General features: G+C 65.9%; 12 protein-coding genes. 1 reads left to right on the top strand and 11 read right to left on the bottom strand.

The window, feature by feature from the left end; genetic code table 11:
* Positions 1-14 precede the first annotated feature (14 nt).
* The 9 genes from WCE05_RS10195 to glcD form a co-directional block, all read right to left on the bottom strand.
* On the bottom strand, positions 15-1,340 hold the full coding sequence (locus tag WCE05_RS10195) for an MFS transporter (RefSeq protein ID WP_368815849.1): 1,326 nt from the start codon (positions 1,338-1,340) through the stop codon (positions 15-17).
* A gap of 70 nt (positions 1,341-1,410) precedes the next feature.
* Positions 1,411-1,593 (bottom strand): DUF2783 domain-containing protein, encoded by a 183-nt coding sequence (locus WCE05_RS10190; RefSeq protein ID WP_225789228.1) that lies wholly within the window; start codon positions 1,591-1,593, stop codon positions 1,411-1,413.
* Between the two features lie 10 nt (positions 1,594-1,603).
* On the bottom strand, positions 1,604-3,292 hold the full coding sequence (locus tag WCE05_RS10185) for an FAD-dependent monooxygenase (RefSeq protein ID WP_368815848.1): 1,689 nt from the start codon (positions 3,290-3,292) through the stop codon (positions 1,604-1,606).
* Between the two features lie 186 nt (positions 3,293-3,478).
* Positions 3,479-5,164 carry a lactate permease LctP family transporter gene (locus WCE05_RS10180; RefSeq protein WP_368815847.1) on the bottom strand — a complete coding sequence of 562 codons (1,686 nt, stop codon included), beginning with the start codon at positions 5,162-5,164 and terminating at the stop codon, positions 3,479-3,481.
* Positions 5,165-5,381: 217 nt separating this feature from the next.
* Complete coding sequence (locus WCE05_RS10175) at positions 5,382-7,559, bottom strand: malate synthase G (protein ID WP_368815846.1); 2,178 nt, start codon at positions 7,557-7,559, stop codon at positions 5,382-5,384.
* A gap of 45 nt (positions 7,560-7,604) precedes the next feature.
* A complete protein-coding gene (locus WCE05_RS10170; protein ID WP_225789232.1) occupies positions 7,605-8,003 on the bottom strand; it encodes a heme-binding protein in 399 nt (132 codons plus the stop codon).
* 9 nt (positions 8,004-8,012) lie between these two features.
* Complete coding sequence (gene glcF, locus WCE05_RS10165; protein WP_368815845.1) at positions 8,013-9,230, bottom strand: glycolate oxidase subunit GlcF; 1,218 nt, start codon at positions 9,228-9,230, stop codon at positions 8,013-8,015.
* Between the two features lie 9 nt (positions 9,231-9,239).
* On the bottom strand, positions 9,240-10,292 hold the full coding sequence (gene glcE, locus WCE05_RS10160; RefSeq protein ID WP_368815844.1) for a glycolate oxidase subunit GlcE: 1,053 nt from the start codon (positions 10,290-10,292) through the stop codon (positions 9,240-9,242).
* Complete coding sequence (gene glcD / locus WCE05_RS10155) at positions 10,292-11,791, bottom strand: glycolate oxidase subunit GlcD (RefSeq protein ID WP_368815843.1); 1,500 nt, start codon at positions 11,789-11,791, stop codon at positions 10,292-10,294. Before glcD ends, glcE begins: the two co-directional genes overlap by 1 nt.
* A 258-nt stretch (positions 11,792-12,049) precedes the next feature.
* Between glcD and glcC the strand changes: the two genes are divergently transcribed.
* Complete coding sequence (glcC, locus tag WCE05_RS10150; RefSeq protein WP_225789236.1) at positions 12,050-12,829, top strand: transcriptional regulator GlcC; 780 nt, start codon at positions 12,050-12,052, stop codon at positions 12,827-12,829.
* An 80-nt stretch (positions 12,830-12,909) separates the two neighbouring features.
* On the opposite strand, the gene WCE05_RS10145 is transcribed toward glcC, so the two are convergent.
* Together WCE05_RS10145 and WCE05_RS10140 are read right to left on the bottom strand one after the other, a co-directional pair.
* Positions 12,910-13,800 (bottom strand): 2-hydroxy-3-oxopropionate reductase, encoded by an 891-nt coding sequence (locus WCE05_RS10145; protein ID WP_368815842.1) that lies wholly within the window; start codon positions 13,798-13,800, stop codon positions 12,910-12,912.
* Positions 13,801-13,893: 93 nt separating this feature from the next.
* The coding region (locus WCE05_RS10140; RefSeq protein WP_368815841.1) for a hydroxypyruvate isomerase family protein at positions 13,894-14,257 on the bottom strand (364 nt) is incomplete at its 5' end.

Here is a 14,257-nt window from a genome sequence, read left to right as displayed (position 1 = left end):
TGTACGCCAGTCTATCAGGCGGCGGTTCGGTTAGCCGACAGCGGCAGACACAAGGCCAACAGCGCCCCGACCAGCATGAGCACGCCTGCGTAGATGAACCCGGCCGTGAAGCCTTGGGTCAGGTCCTTGAGCCAGCCCACCAGCAGTGGGTTCAGGGCCGAGCCCAGGTTGCCGAGGGCATTGATCAGGGCAATGCCCAGCGCCCGGGCTTCGATGCTCAAGCACTGGTCGGGCGTGGTCCAGAAAATCGACATAGCCGTGTAGGAGCCGGCCGCGGCCAGGCATACACCGGTCAACTGCAGCGTCGCGCCACCGCCGGGCAGCGCCAGCAACCAGCCGATCGCCGCCAGCAACATGGGCAGCACCAAATGCCAGCGGCGTTCGGCGGTGCGATCCGAATGCAGTCCCCAGACGACCATCGAGACGATGGTCACGACCTGGGGGACGGCGGCAAGCAGGCCGATCGCCTGGTGGCTCCCGGTACTGTTGAAGCTCTTGACGATCAAGGGTGTCCATACCGCAATCATCGCCAGCGTGTTGACCAGGCAGAAATACACCATGCCGAACAACAGGATGCGCGGCGAGGCCAGCTCCATCAGCACGCTGCGTGGCGCTGCTGCCGGCTTGCCGGGGCCCTTGCGCTCGGCGTCCAGCGCAGCGAGCAGCAATGCTTGCTCCTTGGCATCGAGCCAGTTGGCCTGGCGCGGGCTGTCATCCAGGTAACGGAACACCACGAACCCGACCAGCACCGAGGGCAACCCCTCGAGCAGGAACAGCCATTGCCATCCTTTCAAACCCCAGGTGCCGTCGAGCCCGAGGATCAGCCCCGACAATGCCGAGCTGAAACCCGCCGTGAACGGCATGGCGATCATGAACAGCGCATTGGCCCTGGCGCGGTAGGCGCTCGGGAACCACAGGGTGAGGTACAGCAGCACGCCGGGCAGGAATCCGGCTTCGGTAATGCCCACCACGATCCGCAGCAGGTACAGGGACAGTGGGCCAGTGGCGAACAACGTCGCGGTCGAGGCCAGCCCCCAGGCAATCATCAAGCAACCGATCCAGCGTCGGGCGCCAATACGGGCCAAGGCCAGGTTACTGGGGATACCGCAGGCGATATAAGCGACATAGAACAGCGTCGTGGCGAGGCCGAACTGGGTACTGCTCAACTGCAGGTCGGCCATCATCGTCAGGCCGGCGAAGCCGATGTTGATCCGGTCCAGGAACGACAGCACGAAGCACAGGAACAAGAAGGGGATCAACCGACGGGCAACTTTGCGCCCGACACGGTGATAGTCACTGGATGCGCAGGCAGGCGCGGCCTCGGCGACAGCGTGGGTCATGGGGACCACCTGATTGTTATTATTGGGAAGTCCATTGCCCGGCGGGCGCCGGGCGACGGGGACAGGCCAGCTAAAGATCGCGCGAGGCGATCTCGACCAGTTGGGCGAAACGCTCGGCATCGCCCAGCGCTTCGGCCGCCAGCAGGGCCAGTTTGACCAACATCAGCTCCCGCTTGCCTTCGGGCGTGCGGTCCAGGCTGTCGGCCAGGTGGTCGTAGAGGGTTTCCAGATCGGCGATGGTCAGGGTCGACATGATGCTCTCCTCAGTGATTGCCCAGGGCGCTATGGATGCCGGCCACCAGCGCAGCTGCGCTCAGGGTTTGCCAACGCGCGCATACGTGTTGGTCCGGACGGGCCAGGTAGGCACCGCCCAGCGGTGCCCCATAGCGTTGGCGCAGGCGGCCACTGCGATCATCCAGGGACAAGTCCGCGCCCTTGACCTGGGCACCCACGGCGATCACCCGAAGCGGTACTCCTTGCGCCTGCAAGCTCGAAACCTGGGCCTGAACGTCCTGTGGCAGTTCTGCGGCATCGCTGAACCAGAGCAGATGAAACGCCGCCCCAAGGTGATCGAAGAGGAAGTCGTCGTCGCCCAGGCGCAGGTTCAGCAGCGTAGCGCCTACCCGTGGCCCCTGGGTGAACAGGTGGTCATCGTCGTCCCGGCAATTGAGCGGCGAGTCGCAATAGTCATGCGGCCTGGAGGTGCGCCAGTGGTACAGCGGCCGAACGAACGCCTGGCTCAGCGACAAGGACAGCACCGCATCGCGCAGCAAGCGCTGCCCCGTGCTGGGTGGTGTCATGAAGCGTGTGCTCTTTCCCGCCTCCTGGATGATCTCGCGAGCCGCGCCCACCCGTTCATGGCTATAGGAGGGCAACAGTTCAGGGCCAGCCAGGCCTTTGATCTGCAAGGCCAGTTTCCAGCACAGGTCGCTGACGTCCTGAAACCCGGTATTCGCCCCGCGCACGCCGAAAATCGGCAGCAAGTGGGCGGCATCTCCCGCGAACACAACCCGCCCTTGGATGTACTCGGGCAGTGTCAACGCACGTGCCGAATACACCGAGCTCCAGTCCAACGCCCAACGACGATCCTGCACACCCACCAAGGCCAGCTGCGCGTCGATACGCGCGCGCAACGACTCGGGCGACAGCGCCTGCTCGGGCGTTTCGTCAGCCGGCAACTGGTAGTCGATACGCCAGATATCGTCCGGCTCACGGTGCATCAATACCGTGTTCCCCGGGTTCCAGGGTGGGTCGAAGTAGGCCAGCCGTTCGGTGGGCAGGTCGATCTTGATACGGATATCGGCAATCACGAAGCGGCCTTCATAGGCTGCCCCTTCCAGTTTCAGGCCAAGGAGGCTACGCAGGGCCGAGCGTGCACCGTCGGCCGCGATGACCCAGCTGCTTTCCAGTGAGTACAGGCCGGCTGGCGTATCCACCTCCAGGCATGCGTGATCATCGTGCTGGCGTACCTCGACAACCTTGTTGCCCCAGCGCAGCTCGATCAGCGGGTTGGCCTGGGCGGCCTGCACCAGTTCATGCTCCAGGCATGGCTGCTGCAGGTTGGTCATGGGCGGGAAGCGGTCGTCGTCATCGTGGGGCGCTTCCATGCGGTACACCAGCTGGTTGCGGTAGAACGAATTGCCGAAGCGCCAGGCAAGCCCGGCCTGGGTGACTCGATCAGCGACACCCACCTGCTGCAGGATCTCCAGCGAACGACGCGTGAAGACGATGGCACGGCTGCCCTCGCTGACCTGCTGCTCGGCCTCCAGCACCACGCTGGGGATGCCATATCGCGCAAGCTCCAATGCCGCCGTCAGGCCAATGGGGCCGGCGCCGACCACCACGACCGCCTCACGATGGCGGGAGACGGCACCCACGGCCGCGGTAAAGGCGGGATAGACCTGGTAATCGAAATAAAGCGAGCGTCGTGGCTCGACCGATGGGCAGTGCATGCTGAATGCTCTCCGATGTTCTTGTGTTTGTGGGCAGAGACCACTGAAATCGAAGGCAATCCTAATCGCGATGTTTTGCCGCCCATGTCCCCATAAAGGGACAAGCGTTCATCAAGCGGCCAGGTGAAGGTGCGCTGGCAGCAGGGAGAGAGCAGCCCGCTGCTCTCTCCCTGCGCCCAATGGGTATCAATGCACCAACATACCGGTGAACACATACGCCTGCGACAACGTGATCAAACCGATGATGGCGGCGAAGATCAGGCTGTGCTTGAGGGTAAAGCGGAACAGGTCCGACTCCTTGCCAACGATGCTGGTGGCGGCGCAGGCCACGGCGATCGACTGTGGCGAGATCATCTTGCCGGTCACGCCGCCACTGGTATTGGCAGCCACCAGCAGGGTGTCGCTGACGCCGATCTGGTGCGCGGTGGTGGCCTGCAGCGAGCCGAACAGCGCGTTGGACGAGGTGTCGGAGCCAGTCAGGAACACGCCCAGCCAGCCGAGGAACGGCGAGAAGAACGGGAACGCCGCGCCAGTACCGGCCAGCACCAGCGCCAGGGTGGTGGACATGCCCGAGTAGTTGGTGACGAAGGCGAAGGCCAGCACCATGCCGATGGACAGGATCGGCAGCTTCAGTTCGACCAGGGTCTCCTTGAAGCTGGCAAGGCCTGTCTTCCAGTCGATGCGCAGGACGAACATCGACAACAGCGCCGACAGCAGGATCGCGCTACCGCCCGCCGACACCAGGTCGAACTTGTACACCGCCGCCATGGGAGTGGGCTCGGCGACGATGGGCGCGGCCTTCATCACCAACTGGTCCAGATGCGGGATGGCGAGCACCAGTACCAGTTGCTCCAGCGCTCCGCCCGGAGCGAACAGGGCCTTGAACGGCTTGAGCGTCCAGATGGTCACCAGCACGGTGAGGATTAGGAACGGCGACCAGGCCTTGAGGATCTGCCCGAAGGCGTAGGGCGAGGGCGTGGCGCTGCGAGCGCCGGAGAAGCCGCCCATCACGGCGGCGCCGCCAGACATGCCGACGACCTCGCAATCCGCAGCGCGGGTCGGTTGCCAGACCTTGAGGAACAGCGTCAGCGACACGATGCTGACCAGCGCCGACGTGATGTCCGGCAACTCCGGGCCGATGTAGTTGGAGGTCAGGTACTGGGTGATGGCGAAACTGCTACCGGCCACCAGGGCGGCGGGCCAGGTCTCCTTGACGCCGCGCCAGCCATCCATGATCGCCACCAGCCAGAACGGCACGATGACCGACAACAGAGGCAACTGGCGCCCGGCCATGGCGCCGATCTTGAAGGCGTCGATGCCGGTCACCTGCCCGGCGACGATGATCGGCACGCCCAGGGCACCGAAGGCCACCGGGGCGGTGTTGGCGATCAGGCACAGGCCGGCGGCATACAGCGGGTTGAAGCCCAGGCCCACGAGCAGGGCGCCGGTGATTGCCACAGGCGCACCGAAACCTGCCGCGCCTTCGAGGAAGGCGCCGAAGGAGAAGCCGATCAGCAGCACCTGCAGGCGCTGGTCGTCGGTGATCGACAGTACCGAACTGCGGATCACCTCGAACTGGCCGCTCTTGACCGTGAGCTTGTAGAGGAACACCGCCGCGACGATGATCCAGGCGATCGGCCACAGGCCGTAGGCGAAGCCGTAGCCGGCGGCGGCGAAGGCCATGTCCAGGGGCATGCCGTAGGCCAGGGTGGCGACGAGGATCGACAGCACCAGGGTGAGGGTGCCGGCCAGGTAGCCTTTCATGCGAAAGACGGCGAGGGCGACGAAGAAAAAGATGATCGGGATCAGCGCGACCAGCGCCGACAGGCCTAGGCTGCCGAGCGGGGTGTACATCTGTTGCCAGGTTTGCATGTCAAAAGCCTCTTCTTATTGTTGGTAGCTTGTCAGGGGGGGGGCGTGTCGACGGGGATGAGGTCTCCGGGTGGGTCAGTGGTCAGGTGGTGTCTGTTCGGGCCTGTTCGTGGGCACGCCCGCTCCCACAGGGCCTTGCAAGTCACACCATTGGTGATCGACTTGGCCCTGAGAGCCGGCTTGCCGGCGATGGGCTGCAAGGCAGCCCGGTACAGATTCAGCGCGCCTGCTTGAAACGCAGCCGCCAGGCATGCAGCAGCGGCTCGGTATACCCGCTGGGCTGCTCACGCCCCTTGAACACCAGGTCGCTGGCTGCGCGGAAGGCATACGAGCTCTCGAAATCCGATGCCATCGGCCGGTACGCGGGGTCGCCGGCATTCTGCTCGTCGACCACCCGCGCCATGCGCTCCAGCGTCGCGCGAACCTGGTCGGCGCTGACCACGCCGTGGTGCAGCCAGTTGGCGATGTGCTGGGCGGAGATGCGCAGGGTGGCGCGGTCTTCCATCAGGCCGACGTCGTGGATGTCCGGCACCTTGGAGCAACCGACCCCCTGTTCGACCCAGCGCACCACGTAGCCGAGGATGCCCTGGCAGTTATTGTCCAGTTCCGCCTGGATCTCGGCGGTGCTCCAGTCGCGCGTGGGGCTGACCGGCACGCTGAGCAGGTCACGCAGCAGGCTTTCGCGCTGGCTGTGCAGGTCGATGCGTTCGAGCTCCCGCTGCACCTGGCGCACGTCTACCTGGTGGTAGTGCAGGGCATGCAGGGTGGCGGCGGTGGGCGAGGGCACCCAGGCGGTAGTGGCGCCGGCCTTGGGGTGGGCGATCTTCTGTTCGAGCATGGCCGCCATCAGGTCCGGCATGGCCCACATGCCCTTGCCGATCTGTGCACGGCCGCGCAGGCCGCAGTCCAGCCCCACCAGCACGTTGTTGCGTTCGTAGGCCTGGATCCACGGGGTGGACTTCATGTCGCCCTTGCGCAGCATGGCGCTGGCTTCCATGGCCGAGTGCATCTCGTCGCCCGTGCGGTCGAGGAACCCGGTGTTGATGAACACCACGCGGCTGGCCGCCTCGGCGATGCACGCCTTGAGGTTGACGCTGGTGCGCCGTTCCTCGTCCATGATGCCCATCTTCAGGGTGTGGCGGGCCAGGCCGAGCAGGTCTTCGACACGGCCGAACAACGTATCGGCAAAGGCGACTTCGGCCGGGCCGTGCATCTTCGGCTTGACGATGTAGACGCTGCCGTTGCGCGAGTTGCCGCGCCGGCGCAGGTCGTGGAGGGCGGCCAGGCTGGTGACCACCGCATCGAGGATGCCTTCGGGAATCTCCTGACCTTGCTCGTCGAGAATGGTCGGGGTGCTCATCAAGTGGCCGACGTTGCGCACGAACAGCAGCGAGCGCCCCGGCAGGGTCAGTGGCGCGCCATCGCGGCCGTGGTAGGTGCGGTCGGGGTTCAGGGTGCGGGTGAAGGTCTGGCCACCCTTGCGCACGCGCTCGGCCAGGTCGCCCTTCATCAGGCCCAGCCAGTTGCGGTAGACGGCCACCTTGTCGTCGGCATCGACCGCGGCCACCGAGTCTTCGCAGTCCATGATGGTGGTCAGCGCCGACTCCAGCAGCAGGTCCTTGATCCCGGCGGCGTCGGTGCTGCCGATGGGGCTGGTCGGGTCGATCTGGATTTCCACGTGCAGGTCGTGGTGCACGAGCAGTACGGCGGCTGGCGACGAGGCTTCGCCCTGGTGGCCGACGAACTGACCCGGTTGGGCCAGGCCGGTCGCCTCACCGTTTTTCAGCGAGACCTGCAACTGGCCGGCCACCACCTGGTAGGCACTGGCCTCGACGTGGGAGGCGCCCTGCAGCGGGAAGGCCTGGTCGAGGAAGGCGCGGGCGAAGGCGATCACCCGCGCACCGCGTACCGGGTTGTAGTCGGGGCCTTTGGCCGCACCGTCGTCTTCGGCGATCGCGTCGGTGCCGTACAGGGCGTCGTACAGCGAGCCCCAGCGGGCGTTGGCGGCATTGAGGGCATAGCGCGCGTTCATCACCGGCACCACCAGTTGCGGCCCCGCCTGCACGGCGATCTCGCTGTCGACGTGCTCGGTGCCGACCTTGACCGTTTCAGGTTGCGGCAGCAGGTAGCCGATGCGGGTGAGAAAGTGCTGGTAGGCGTCCATGTCGGTCACCGGCCCAGGATGCGCTCGGTGCCAGGTATCCAGTTCGGCCTGCAGGCGGTCGCGTTCGGCCAGCAGGGCGCGGTTGCGCGGGGCCAGGTCGTGCACCAGGGCATCGAGGCCCTTCCAGAAACGCTCCGCTGCGACCTCGGTCCCGGGGAGCACCTCATCCTCGATGAAACGCTTGAAGTTCTCCGCCACCTGCAAACGCTGGCAAGGCACGCGTTCGGTCATGCTCGTCTCTCCTATCACTGGGTCCATCTGTTCTTGAAGCCGCGCTCAGAGCGCGGCGATACCGGCTGCGGCCACTTGGGCGTCCTGCTCGGCCTTGACGCCGGAAACCCCCACGGCGGCGACCACCTGGCCGTCCACCCGCAGCGGCAGGCCGCCTTCGAGCGAGGTCAGCAGCGGCGCGCTGACGAACGCTGTGCGCCCGCCGTTGACCATCTCTTCATAGCCTTTGGTGTCACGCCGGCCGAGGGCCGCGCTACGGGCCTTCTCGGTGGCGATGTAGGCCGCGATGGGCGCGCAGCCGTCGAGGCGCTGGAGGGCCAGCAGGTGGCCGCCGTCATCGACCACGGCGATGCACACCGCCCATTGGTTGCGCTGCGCCTCTTCGTGGGCAGCGGCGAGGATGCGGGCGACGTCGGCCTGCTCGAGTACAGCTTTGCGTTGCATGGCGTTCTCCTAGACGAGTGCTTCTTCCACCAGCTCGATCCAATGGCGCACAGGCGTGCGTCCGGCGCCGTCGAGGTGGGTCTGGCAGCCGATGTTGGCGGTGACGATGACTTCCGGGTTGCCGCTTTCCAGGGCGTTGAGCTTGTTGTCGCGCAATTGCCGTGACAGCTCGGGCTGGGTCAGCGAGTAGGTGCCGGCCGAGCCGCAGCACAGGTGGCTGTCGGGCACCTGGGTCAGGCTGAAGCCCAGGCGTTCGAGCACGTCTTCCACGGCGCCACCGAGTTTCTGCGCATGTTGCAGGGTGCATGGGCAATGGAAGGCCAGGCGCCGGTCGCCGTGGATGCCCAGGCGCTCCAGCGGCTCGGCGCGCAGCACCTCGACCAGGTCGCGGGCCAGGGCACTGACCCGTGTGGCCTTGGCGGCGTAGGTCGGGTCATGCTCGAGCAGGTGGCCGTAGTCGCGCACGAAGGCGCCGCAGCCGCTGGCGGTTTGCACGATGGCCTCGGCACCGGCCTCGATGGCCGGCCACCAGGCGTCGATGTTGCGGCGGGCGCGTTCCAGGCCCTTGTCCTGGGCATTGAGGTGATAGTCTACCGCGCCGCAGCAACCGGCCTCGCGGGCTGGCGTCACCGAGATGCCCAGGCGATCGAGCACGCGGGCGGCGGCGGCATTGGTGTTGGGGGACAGGGACGGTTGCACGCAGCCTTCGAGCATCAGCACACGACGGGCATGCAGCACCCGGGGACGCGGCTTGGCCGGGTGCGGATGGCGCGGCAGCTTGGCTTGCAGTGTCTGCGGCAGCAGCGGGCGGAAGGCCTTTGCGGTGCGAGTCAGGGCTTTGAACACGGCCGGCCGAGGCACCACCGTGCGCAGGCCTTCGCGAAGCAGGCGCTCGCCGAACGAACGCGGTACTCGTGCCTCGACCACGGCACGGCCGATGTCCAGCAGGTCGTGGTACTGCACGCCGGAGGGGCAGGTGGTTTCGCAGTTGCGGCAGGTCAGGCAACGGTCCAGGTGGGTCTGGGTCTTGGCAGTGACCTCCTGGCCTTCGAGCACCTGCTTGATCAGGTAGATGCGCCCACGCGGGCCGTCCAGCTCGTCGCCCAGCAACTGGTAAGTGGGACAGGTGGCGGTGCAGAACCCGCAGTGCACGCACGAGCGCAGGATCCGCTCGGCTTTCTCGGCGCGGGGAAGGCTTTTGGCTTGTTCGCTCAGGTTGGTTTGCATGGCGCGCTCTCAGATTTCGGCGTACAGACGGCCCGGGTTGAAGATGCCCTGGGGGTCGAGTTGCTGCTTGAGGTTGCGGTGGTAGCGCAGCAGCGGTTCGGCCAGTGGGTGGAAAGGGGCCGGGTCTGGTTGGTGGAGGGTCGCGTGGCCGCCCAGGCGGGCCACGGCCTGGCGAATCAGCACAGGCGGCGCGTCGGACTTCAGCCAGCGCTGCGCGCCGCCCCAGTCCAGCAGTTGCCGGCCCGGCAGTTCGAGCGGTGGGCTGTTGTGCGGCAGCGAAAGGCGCCACAGTGGCTCGGGCGCTTCGAAAAAGTCCAGGCGCTGCTCGCGCAGGTCAGCCCAGTAGCGGCCATCGAGGGCCTCGCCACCCAAGCGTTCGACCGCCGAGGCTACCGAGCCTTCGCCGCCTTCCAGGCGCAGGTACAGGGCTTTGCCATCGTGGCAGGCCGCGCTGATCGGAATCGGTTGCTGGCCCCATTCGGCCAGCTCGCCCAGGGCCTGGTGCACGTCCATCTCCAGGCGCAGGCTCTGGCACTTGCGCGGCTTGGGCAGCACTTTCAGCGAAACCTCGGTCAGCAGCCCCAGGCAGCCGAAGCTGCCGACCATCAGGCGCGACAGGTCGTAGCCGGCGACGTTCTTCATGACCTCGCCGCCGAAGCGCAGCAGCTTGCCGTGGCCGGTGATGACGCGGGTGCCGAGCACGTAGTCGCGAACCGAGCCGGCCCACGGGCGGCGCGGGCCGGACAGCCCGGCGGCGACCATCCCGCCCAACGTGGCCTCGCGGCCCAGGTGCGGCGGCTCGAAGGGCAGCATCTGCCCGGCGGCATCCAGCGCGGCCTCGATGTCCAGCAGCGGCGTGCCGGCCCGTGCGGTCAGCACCAGCTCGGTCGGGTCGTAGCTGACGATGCCGCGGTGGCTGCGGGTGTCGAGCACGTCGCCGCTCACCGGTCGGCCGAGCATGGCTTTGCTGTTGCTGCCCTGGATGCGCAACGGCGTGCGTTCGTTGAGCGCCTGGTTGACCTGCTCCAGCAGGGCGGCGCTGGCGTCGTGATCGTGTCGCATCAGAAACGCTCCAGTTCAGGGAACGGCAGCTTGCCGTGGTGCACGTGCATCGAGCCGAACTCGGCGCAGCGGTGCAGGGTGGGGATGTTCTTGCCGGGGTTGAGCAGGCCTTGCGGGTCGAAGGCATGCTTGACCGCGTGGAACAGGGTCAGCTCGTCGCTGTTGAACTGCGCGCACATCTGGTTGATCTTCTCGCGCCCCACGCCGTGTTCGCCGGTGATGCTGCCGCCGACCGCCACGCACAGTTCGAGGATCTTGCCGCCCAGGGCTTCGGCGCGCTCCAGCTCGCCAGGTTGGTTGGCATCGAAGAGGATCAGCGGGTGCATGTTGCCGTCGCCGGCATGGAACACGTTGGCCACGCGTAGCCCATATTCGTGCGACAGCTCGGCGATGCCGTTGAGCACCCCGGGGAGTGCGCGGCGAGGGATGGTGCCGTCCATGCAGTAGTAGTCCGGGGAGATTCGCCCCACGGCGGGGAAGGCGTTCTTGCGCCCGACCCAGAAGCGTGCCCGCTCGGCCTCGTCGCAGGCCAGGCGCACGTCGGTGGCGCCGGCGGCCTTGAGCACCGCCTCGACCTGCACGCAGTCGTCCTGTACGTCGGCTTCCACGCCGTCGAGCTCGCACAGCAGGATGGCGGCGGCATCCACCGGGTAGCCGGCGTGGATGAAGTCTTCGGCGGCGCGGATCGACAGGTTGTCCATCATCTCCAGGCCCCCGGGGATGATGCCGGCGGCGATGATGTCGCCTACCGCGCGCCCGGCCTTTTCCACCGAGTCGAAGCTGGCCAGCAGCACCCGCGCGACCTGGGGCTTGGGCAGCAGCTTGACGGTCACCTCGGTGACGATGCCGAGCATGCCTTCGGAGCCGGTGAACAGTGCCAGCAAGTCGAAGCCGGGTGCGTCCAGGGCGTCGCTGCCCAGGGTCATGTAGTCGCCCTCGACGGTGAGGATCTCGACCTTGAGCAGGTTGTGCACGGTCAGGCCGTACTTCAGGCAGTGCACGCCGCCGGCGTTCTCGGCGACATTGCCGCCGATCGAGCAGGCGATCTGCGAGGATGGGTCGGGGGCGTAGTACAGGCCGTGGGGGGCCGCGGCCTGGGAAATCGCCAGGTTGCGCACCCCTGGCTGGACGCGGGCGAAGCGGCCTTCGGGGTTGATCTCGATGATGCGGTTGAAGCGCGCCATCACCAGCAGGATGCCTTGCTCCAGCGGCAGGGCGCCGCCGGACAGCCCGGTACCGGCGCCGCGGGCCACCACCGGCACCTGGCGGGCATGGCAGATCTTCAGCAGGGCCTGCACCTGCTCCAGGCGCTCGGGCAGCACCACCAGCAGGGGCACCACGCGGTAGGCGCTGAGGCCATCGCATTCGTAAGGGCGCAGGTCTTCCTGGCTATGGAGAATCTCCAGGTCAGGCAGGGCCTGGCGTAGTGCCGAGAGCAGGGCGGCCTTGTCGACTCGAGGCAGTGCGCCATCGACGCGCTCGTCGTAGAGAATGTTCATAAGGCTCACTTGTATTTTTGTTGTTCTTGGCGGCAGCCGGCGCGCTTGGGGCCTGGTCCACCCGAAGCTGGCCCACCGGGCCGACGTCGAGCGTAGGCTGCGCGTTCCGAGCCTGTGAGTCGATGAGCGGGTGAACTGGTCGGACCACTTTTTTGGCGTGAGGGGCGAATGTGGGTAGTAGCATCAGGTTTTTTGCGTGAAACTCGTCCCCGAAGCGCACGATAACAAGAAGCTGGTCCGACCAGTTGAGAGGTGGCGATGGACACCGTTGATTCACGCAAGCAAAGCAAGACGCAAGTCGCCGACCAGGTGGCCGAGCGCATCGAAAAGCTGATCGTCGATGGTGTGCTCAAGGTAGGCCAGGCATTGCCTTCCGAGCGGCGCCTGGTGGAGAAACTGGGCTGCTCCCGCTCGGCGTTGCGCGAAGGCCTGCGGGTGCTGCGTGGGAGGGGTATCGTTGAGACCGAGCAAGGGCGAGGCTCGTTCGTCGCAGACTTGAGCCGAACAGGGAATGCGACGCCGCTGATGCATCTGTTCAGCTCGCAGCCACGCACCTTGTTCGATTTGCTGGAGGTGCGGGCGCTCCTGGAGGCGGAGTCGGCGAGGCTGGCCGCGTTGCGTGCCACCGATGTCGACCGGGTGCTGATCAAGCGACGCTACGACGAGATGGTCGATGCCCAGGAGCATCCCTACTCACATGACCCGCAAGAGCACGCCCGGCGCGACCATGCCTTCCACCGGGCGATCAGCGAGGCGTCGCACAACCCGGTCTTGGTGCATACCCTGCAATCACTCAGCGATTTGATGCTGAGTACCGTTTTCGCCTCGGTCAATAATCTCTACTGTCGGCCCGCGCAGAAGCGACAGATCGATCGCCAGCACTCACGGCTCTACCATGCGGTGATGGAGCAGTTGCCCGAACAGGCCCAGCGAGCGGCGCGGGAGCATATCAACAGCGTCCGCGACAACTTGCGCGAGATCGAGCAAGAAGAACAGCGCCTCGTTCGGGCGACCATGCGTTTGGAGGGGTGGAAGTAGCAGCTGCAAGCTTCAAGCGGCAAGCTGCAAGAAAAAGCTGATCGGCTTCTACTTGCAGCTTACCGCTTGAAGCTTGCCGCTTACTCCCCGCGAATCGAGAAGTTGGCCATGTGCTCCAGGCCTTTGATCAGCGCCGAGTGGTCCCAGTTGCCGCCGCCGAGGGCGACGCAGGTGCTGAACACTTGCTGGGCGTTGGAGGTGTTGGGCAGGTTGATGCCCAGTTCCTTGGCGCCTTGCAGGGCCAGGTTCAGGTCCTTCTGGTGCAGGTTGATGCGAAAGCCCGGGTCGAAGGTGCCCTTGATCATGCGCTCGGCATGCACTTCGAGGATCTTCGAGGAGGCGAAGCCGCCCATCAGCGCTTCGCGGACCTTGGCCGGGTCGGCGCCGTTCTTGGCGGCGAACAGCAGGGCCTCGCCGACGGCCTGGATGTTCAGGGCGACGATGATCTGGTTGGCCACCTTGGCGGTCTGGCCGTCGCCATTGCCGCCGACGCGGGTGATGTTCTTGCCCATGGCCTCGAACAGCGGCAGGGCGCGTTCGAAGGCGTTCGGGCAGCCGCCGACCATGATGCTCAGGGTGCCGGCCTTGGCGCCGACTTCACCGCCGGAGACCGGGGCGTCCAGGTAGGCGGCGCCGGTGGCCTTGATCTTCTCGGCGAAGACCTTGGTGGCGGTGGGCGAGATCGAGCTCATGTCGATCACGATCTTGTTCGGGCCAACGCCTTCGGCCACGCCGTTTTCACCGAACAGGACGGCTTCGACCTGTGGGGTGTCGGGGACCATGACGATGATGAACTCGGCTTCCTGGGCCACTTCCTTCGGGTTGGCCAGGGCGACGGCGCCTGCGGCGATCAGGTCGGCCGGAGCGGCATCGTGGTGGGTGGAAACGAAGAGGCTATGACCTGCTTTTTGCAGGTTCTGGGCCATGGGCTTGCCCATGATGCCGGTGCCGATGAAACCGATTTTAGCCATGAGAGATTACCTCGTTGTATTTGTTGAATCTCGGTGGAGCAGGCGACGCTGGGAATATGGAAGCCAGCCGGGGCTGCCCCTTCGAGAGCATTCTCAGATCGCGTTGTGGGTCTTCAGCCAGCCCAGGCCCGCCTCGGTGGTGGTCAGTGGCTTGTACTCCGCGCCCACCCAGCCCTGGTAGCCGATGCGGTCCAGGTGTTCGAACAGGAAGCGGTAGTTGATCTCGCCGGTGCCAGGTTCGTTGCGGCCGGGGTTGTCGGCCAGCTGAATGTGGTTGATCAACTTCAGGTTGGCTTCCATGGTGCGCGCCAGGTCACCTTCCATGATCTGCATGTGATAGATGTCGTACTGCAGGAACAGGTTGGCGCTGCCGACTTCGGCCTGGATCTCCAGGGCCTGTTTGGTGGTGTTCAGGTAGAAGCCGGGGATGTCGCGGGTGTTGATCATTTCCATGACC

Origin of the sequence: Pseudomonas sp. I2, assembly GCF_040984075.1 — a bacterium.
In the GTDB taxonomy this organism is placed as follows: Bacteria; Pseudomonadota; Gammaproteobacteria; order Pseudomonadales; family Pseudomonadaceae; genus Aquipseudomonas; species Aquipseudomonas guariconensis_B.
This window is presented reverse-complemented; position numbering and strand designations above follow the sequence as displayed.

Coding starts and splice junctions, on each gene's coding strand:
- WCE05_RS10195 (WP_368815849.1), bottom strand. CDS start 1,340: ATGACCCACGCTGTCGCCGAGGCCGCGCCTGCCTGCGCATCCAGTGAC.
- WCE05_RS10190 (WP_225789228.1), bottom strand. CDS start 1,593: ATGTCGACCCTGACCATCGCCGATCTGGAAACCCTCTACGACCACCTG.
- WCE05_RS10185 (WP_368815848.1), bottom strand. CDS start 3,292: ATGCACTGCCCATCGGTCGAGCCACGACGCTCGCTTTATTTCGATTAC.
- WCE05_RS10180 (WP_368815847.1), bottom strand. CDS start 5,164: ATGCAAACCTGGCAACAGATGTACACCCCGCTCGGCAGCCTAGGCCTG.
- WCE05_RS10175 (WP_368815846.1), bottom strand. CDS start 7,559: ATGACCGAACGCGTGCCTTGCCAGCGTTTGCAGGTGGCGGAGAACTTC.
- WCE05_RS10170 (WP_225789232.1), bottom strand. CDS start 8,003: ATGCAACGCAAAGCTGTACTCGAGCAGGCCGACGTCGCCCGCATCCTC.
- glcF (WP_368815845.1), bottom strand. CDS start 9,230: ATGCAAACCAACCTGAGCGAACAAGCCAAAAGCCTTCCCCGCGCCGAG.
- glcE (WP_368815844.1), bottom strand. CDS start 10,292: ATGCGACACGATCACGACGCCAGCGCCGCCCTGCTGGAGCAGGTCAAC.
- glcD (WP_368815843.1), bottom strand. CDS start 11,791: ATGAACATTCTCTACGACGAGCGCGTCGATGGCGCACTGCCTCGAGTC.
- glcC (WP_225789236.1), top strand. CDS start 12,050: ATGGACACCGTTGATTCACGCAAGCAAAGCAAGACGCAAGTCGCCGAC.
- WCE05_RS10145 (WP_368815842.1), bottom strand. CDS start 13,800: ATGGCTAAAATCGGTTTCATCGGCACCGGCATCATGGGCAAGCCCATG.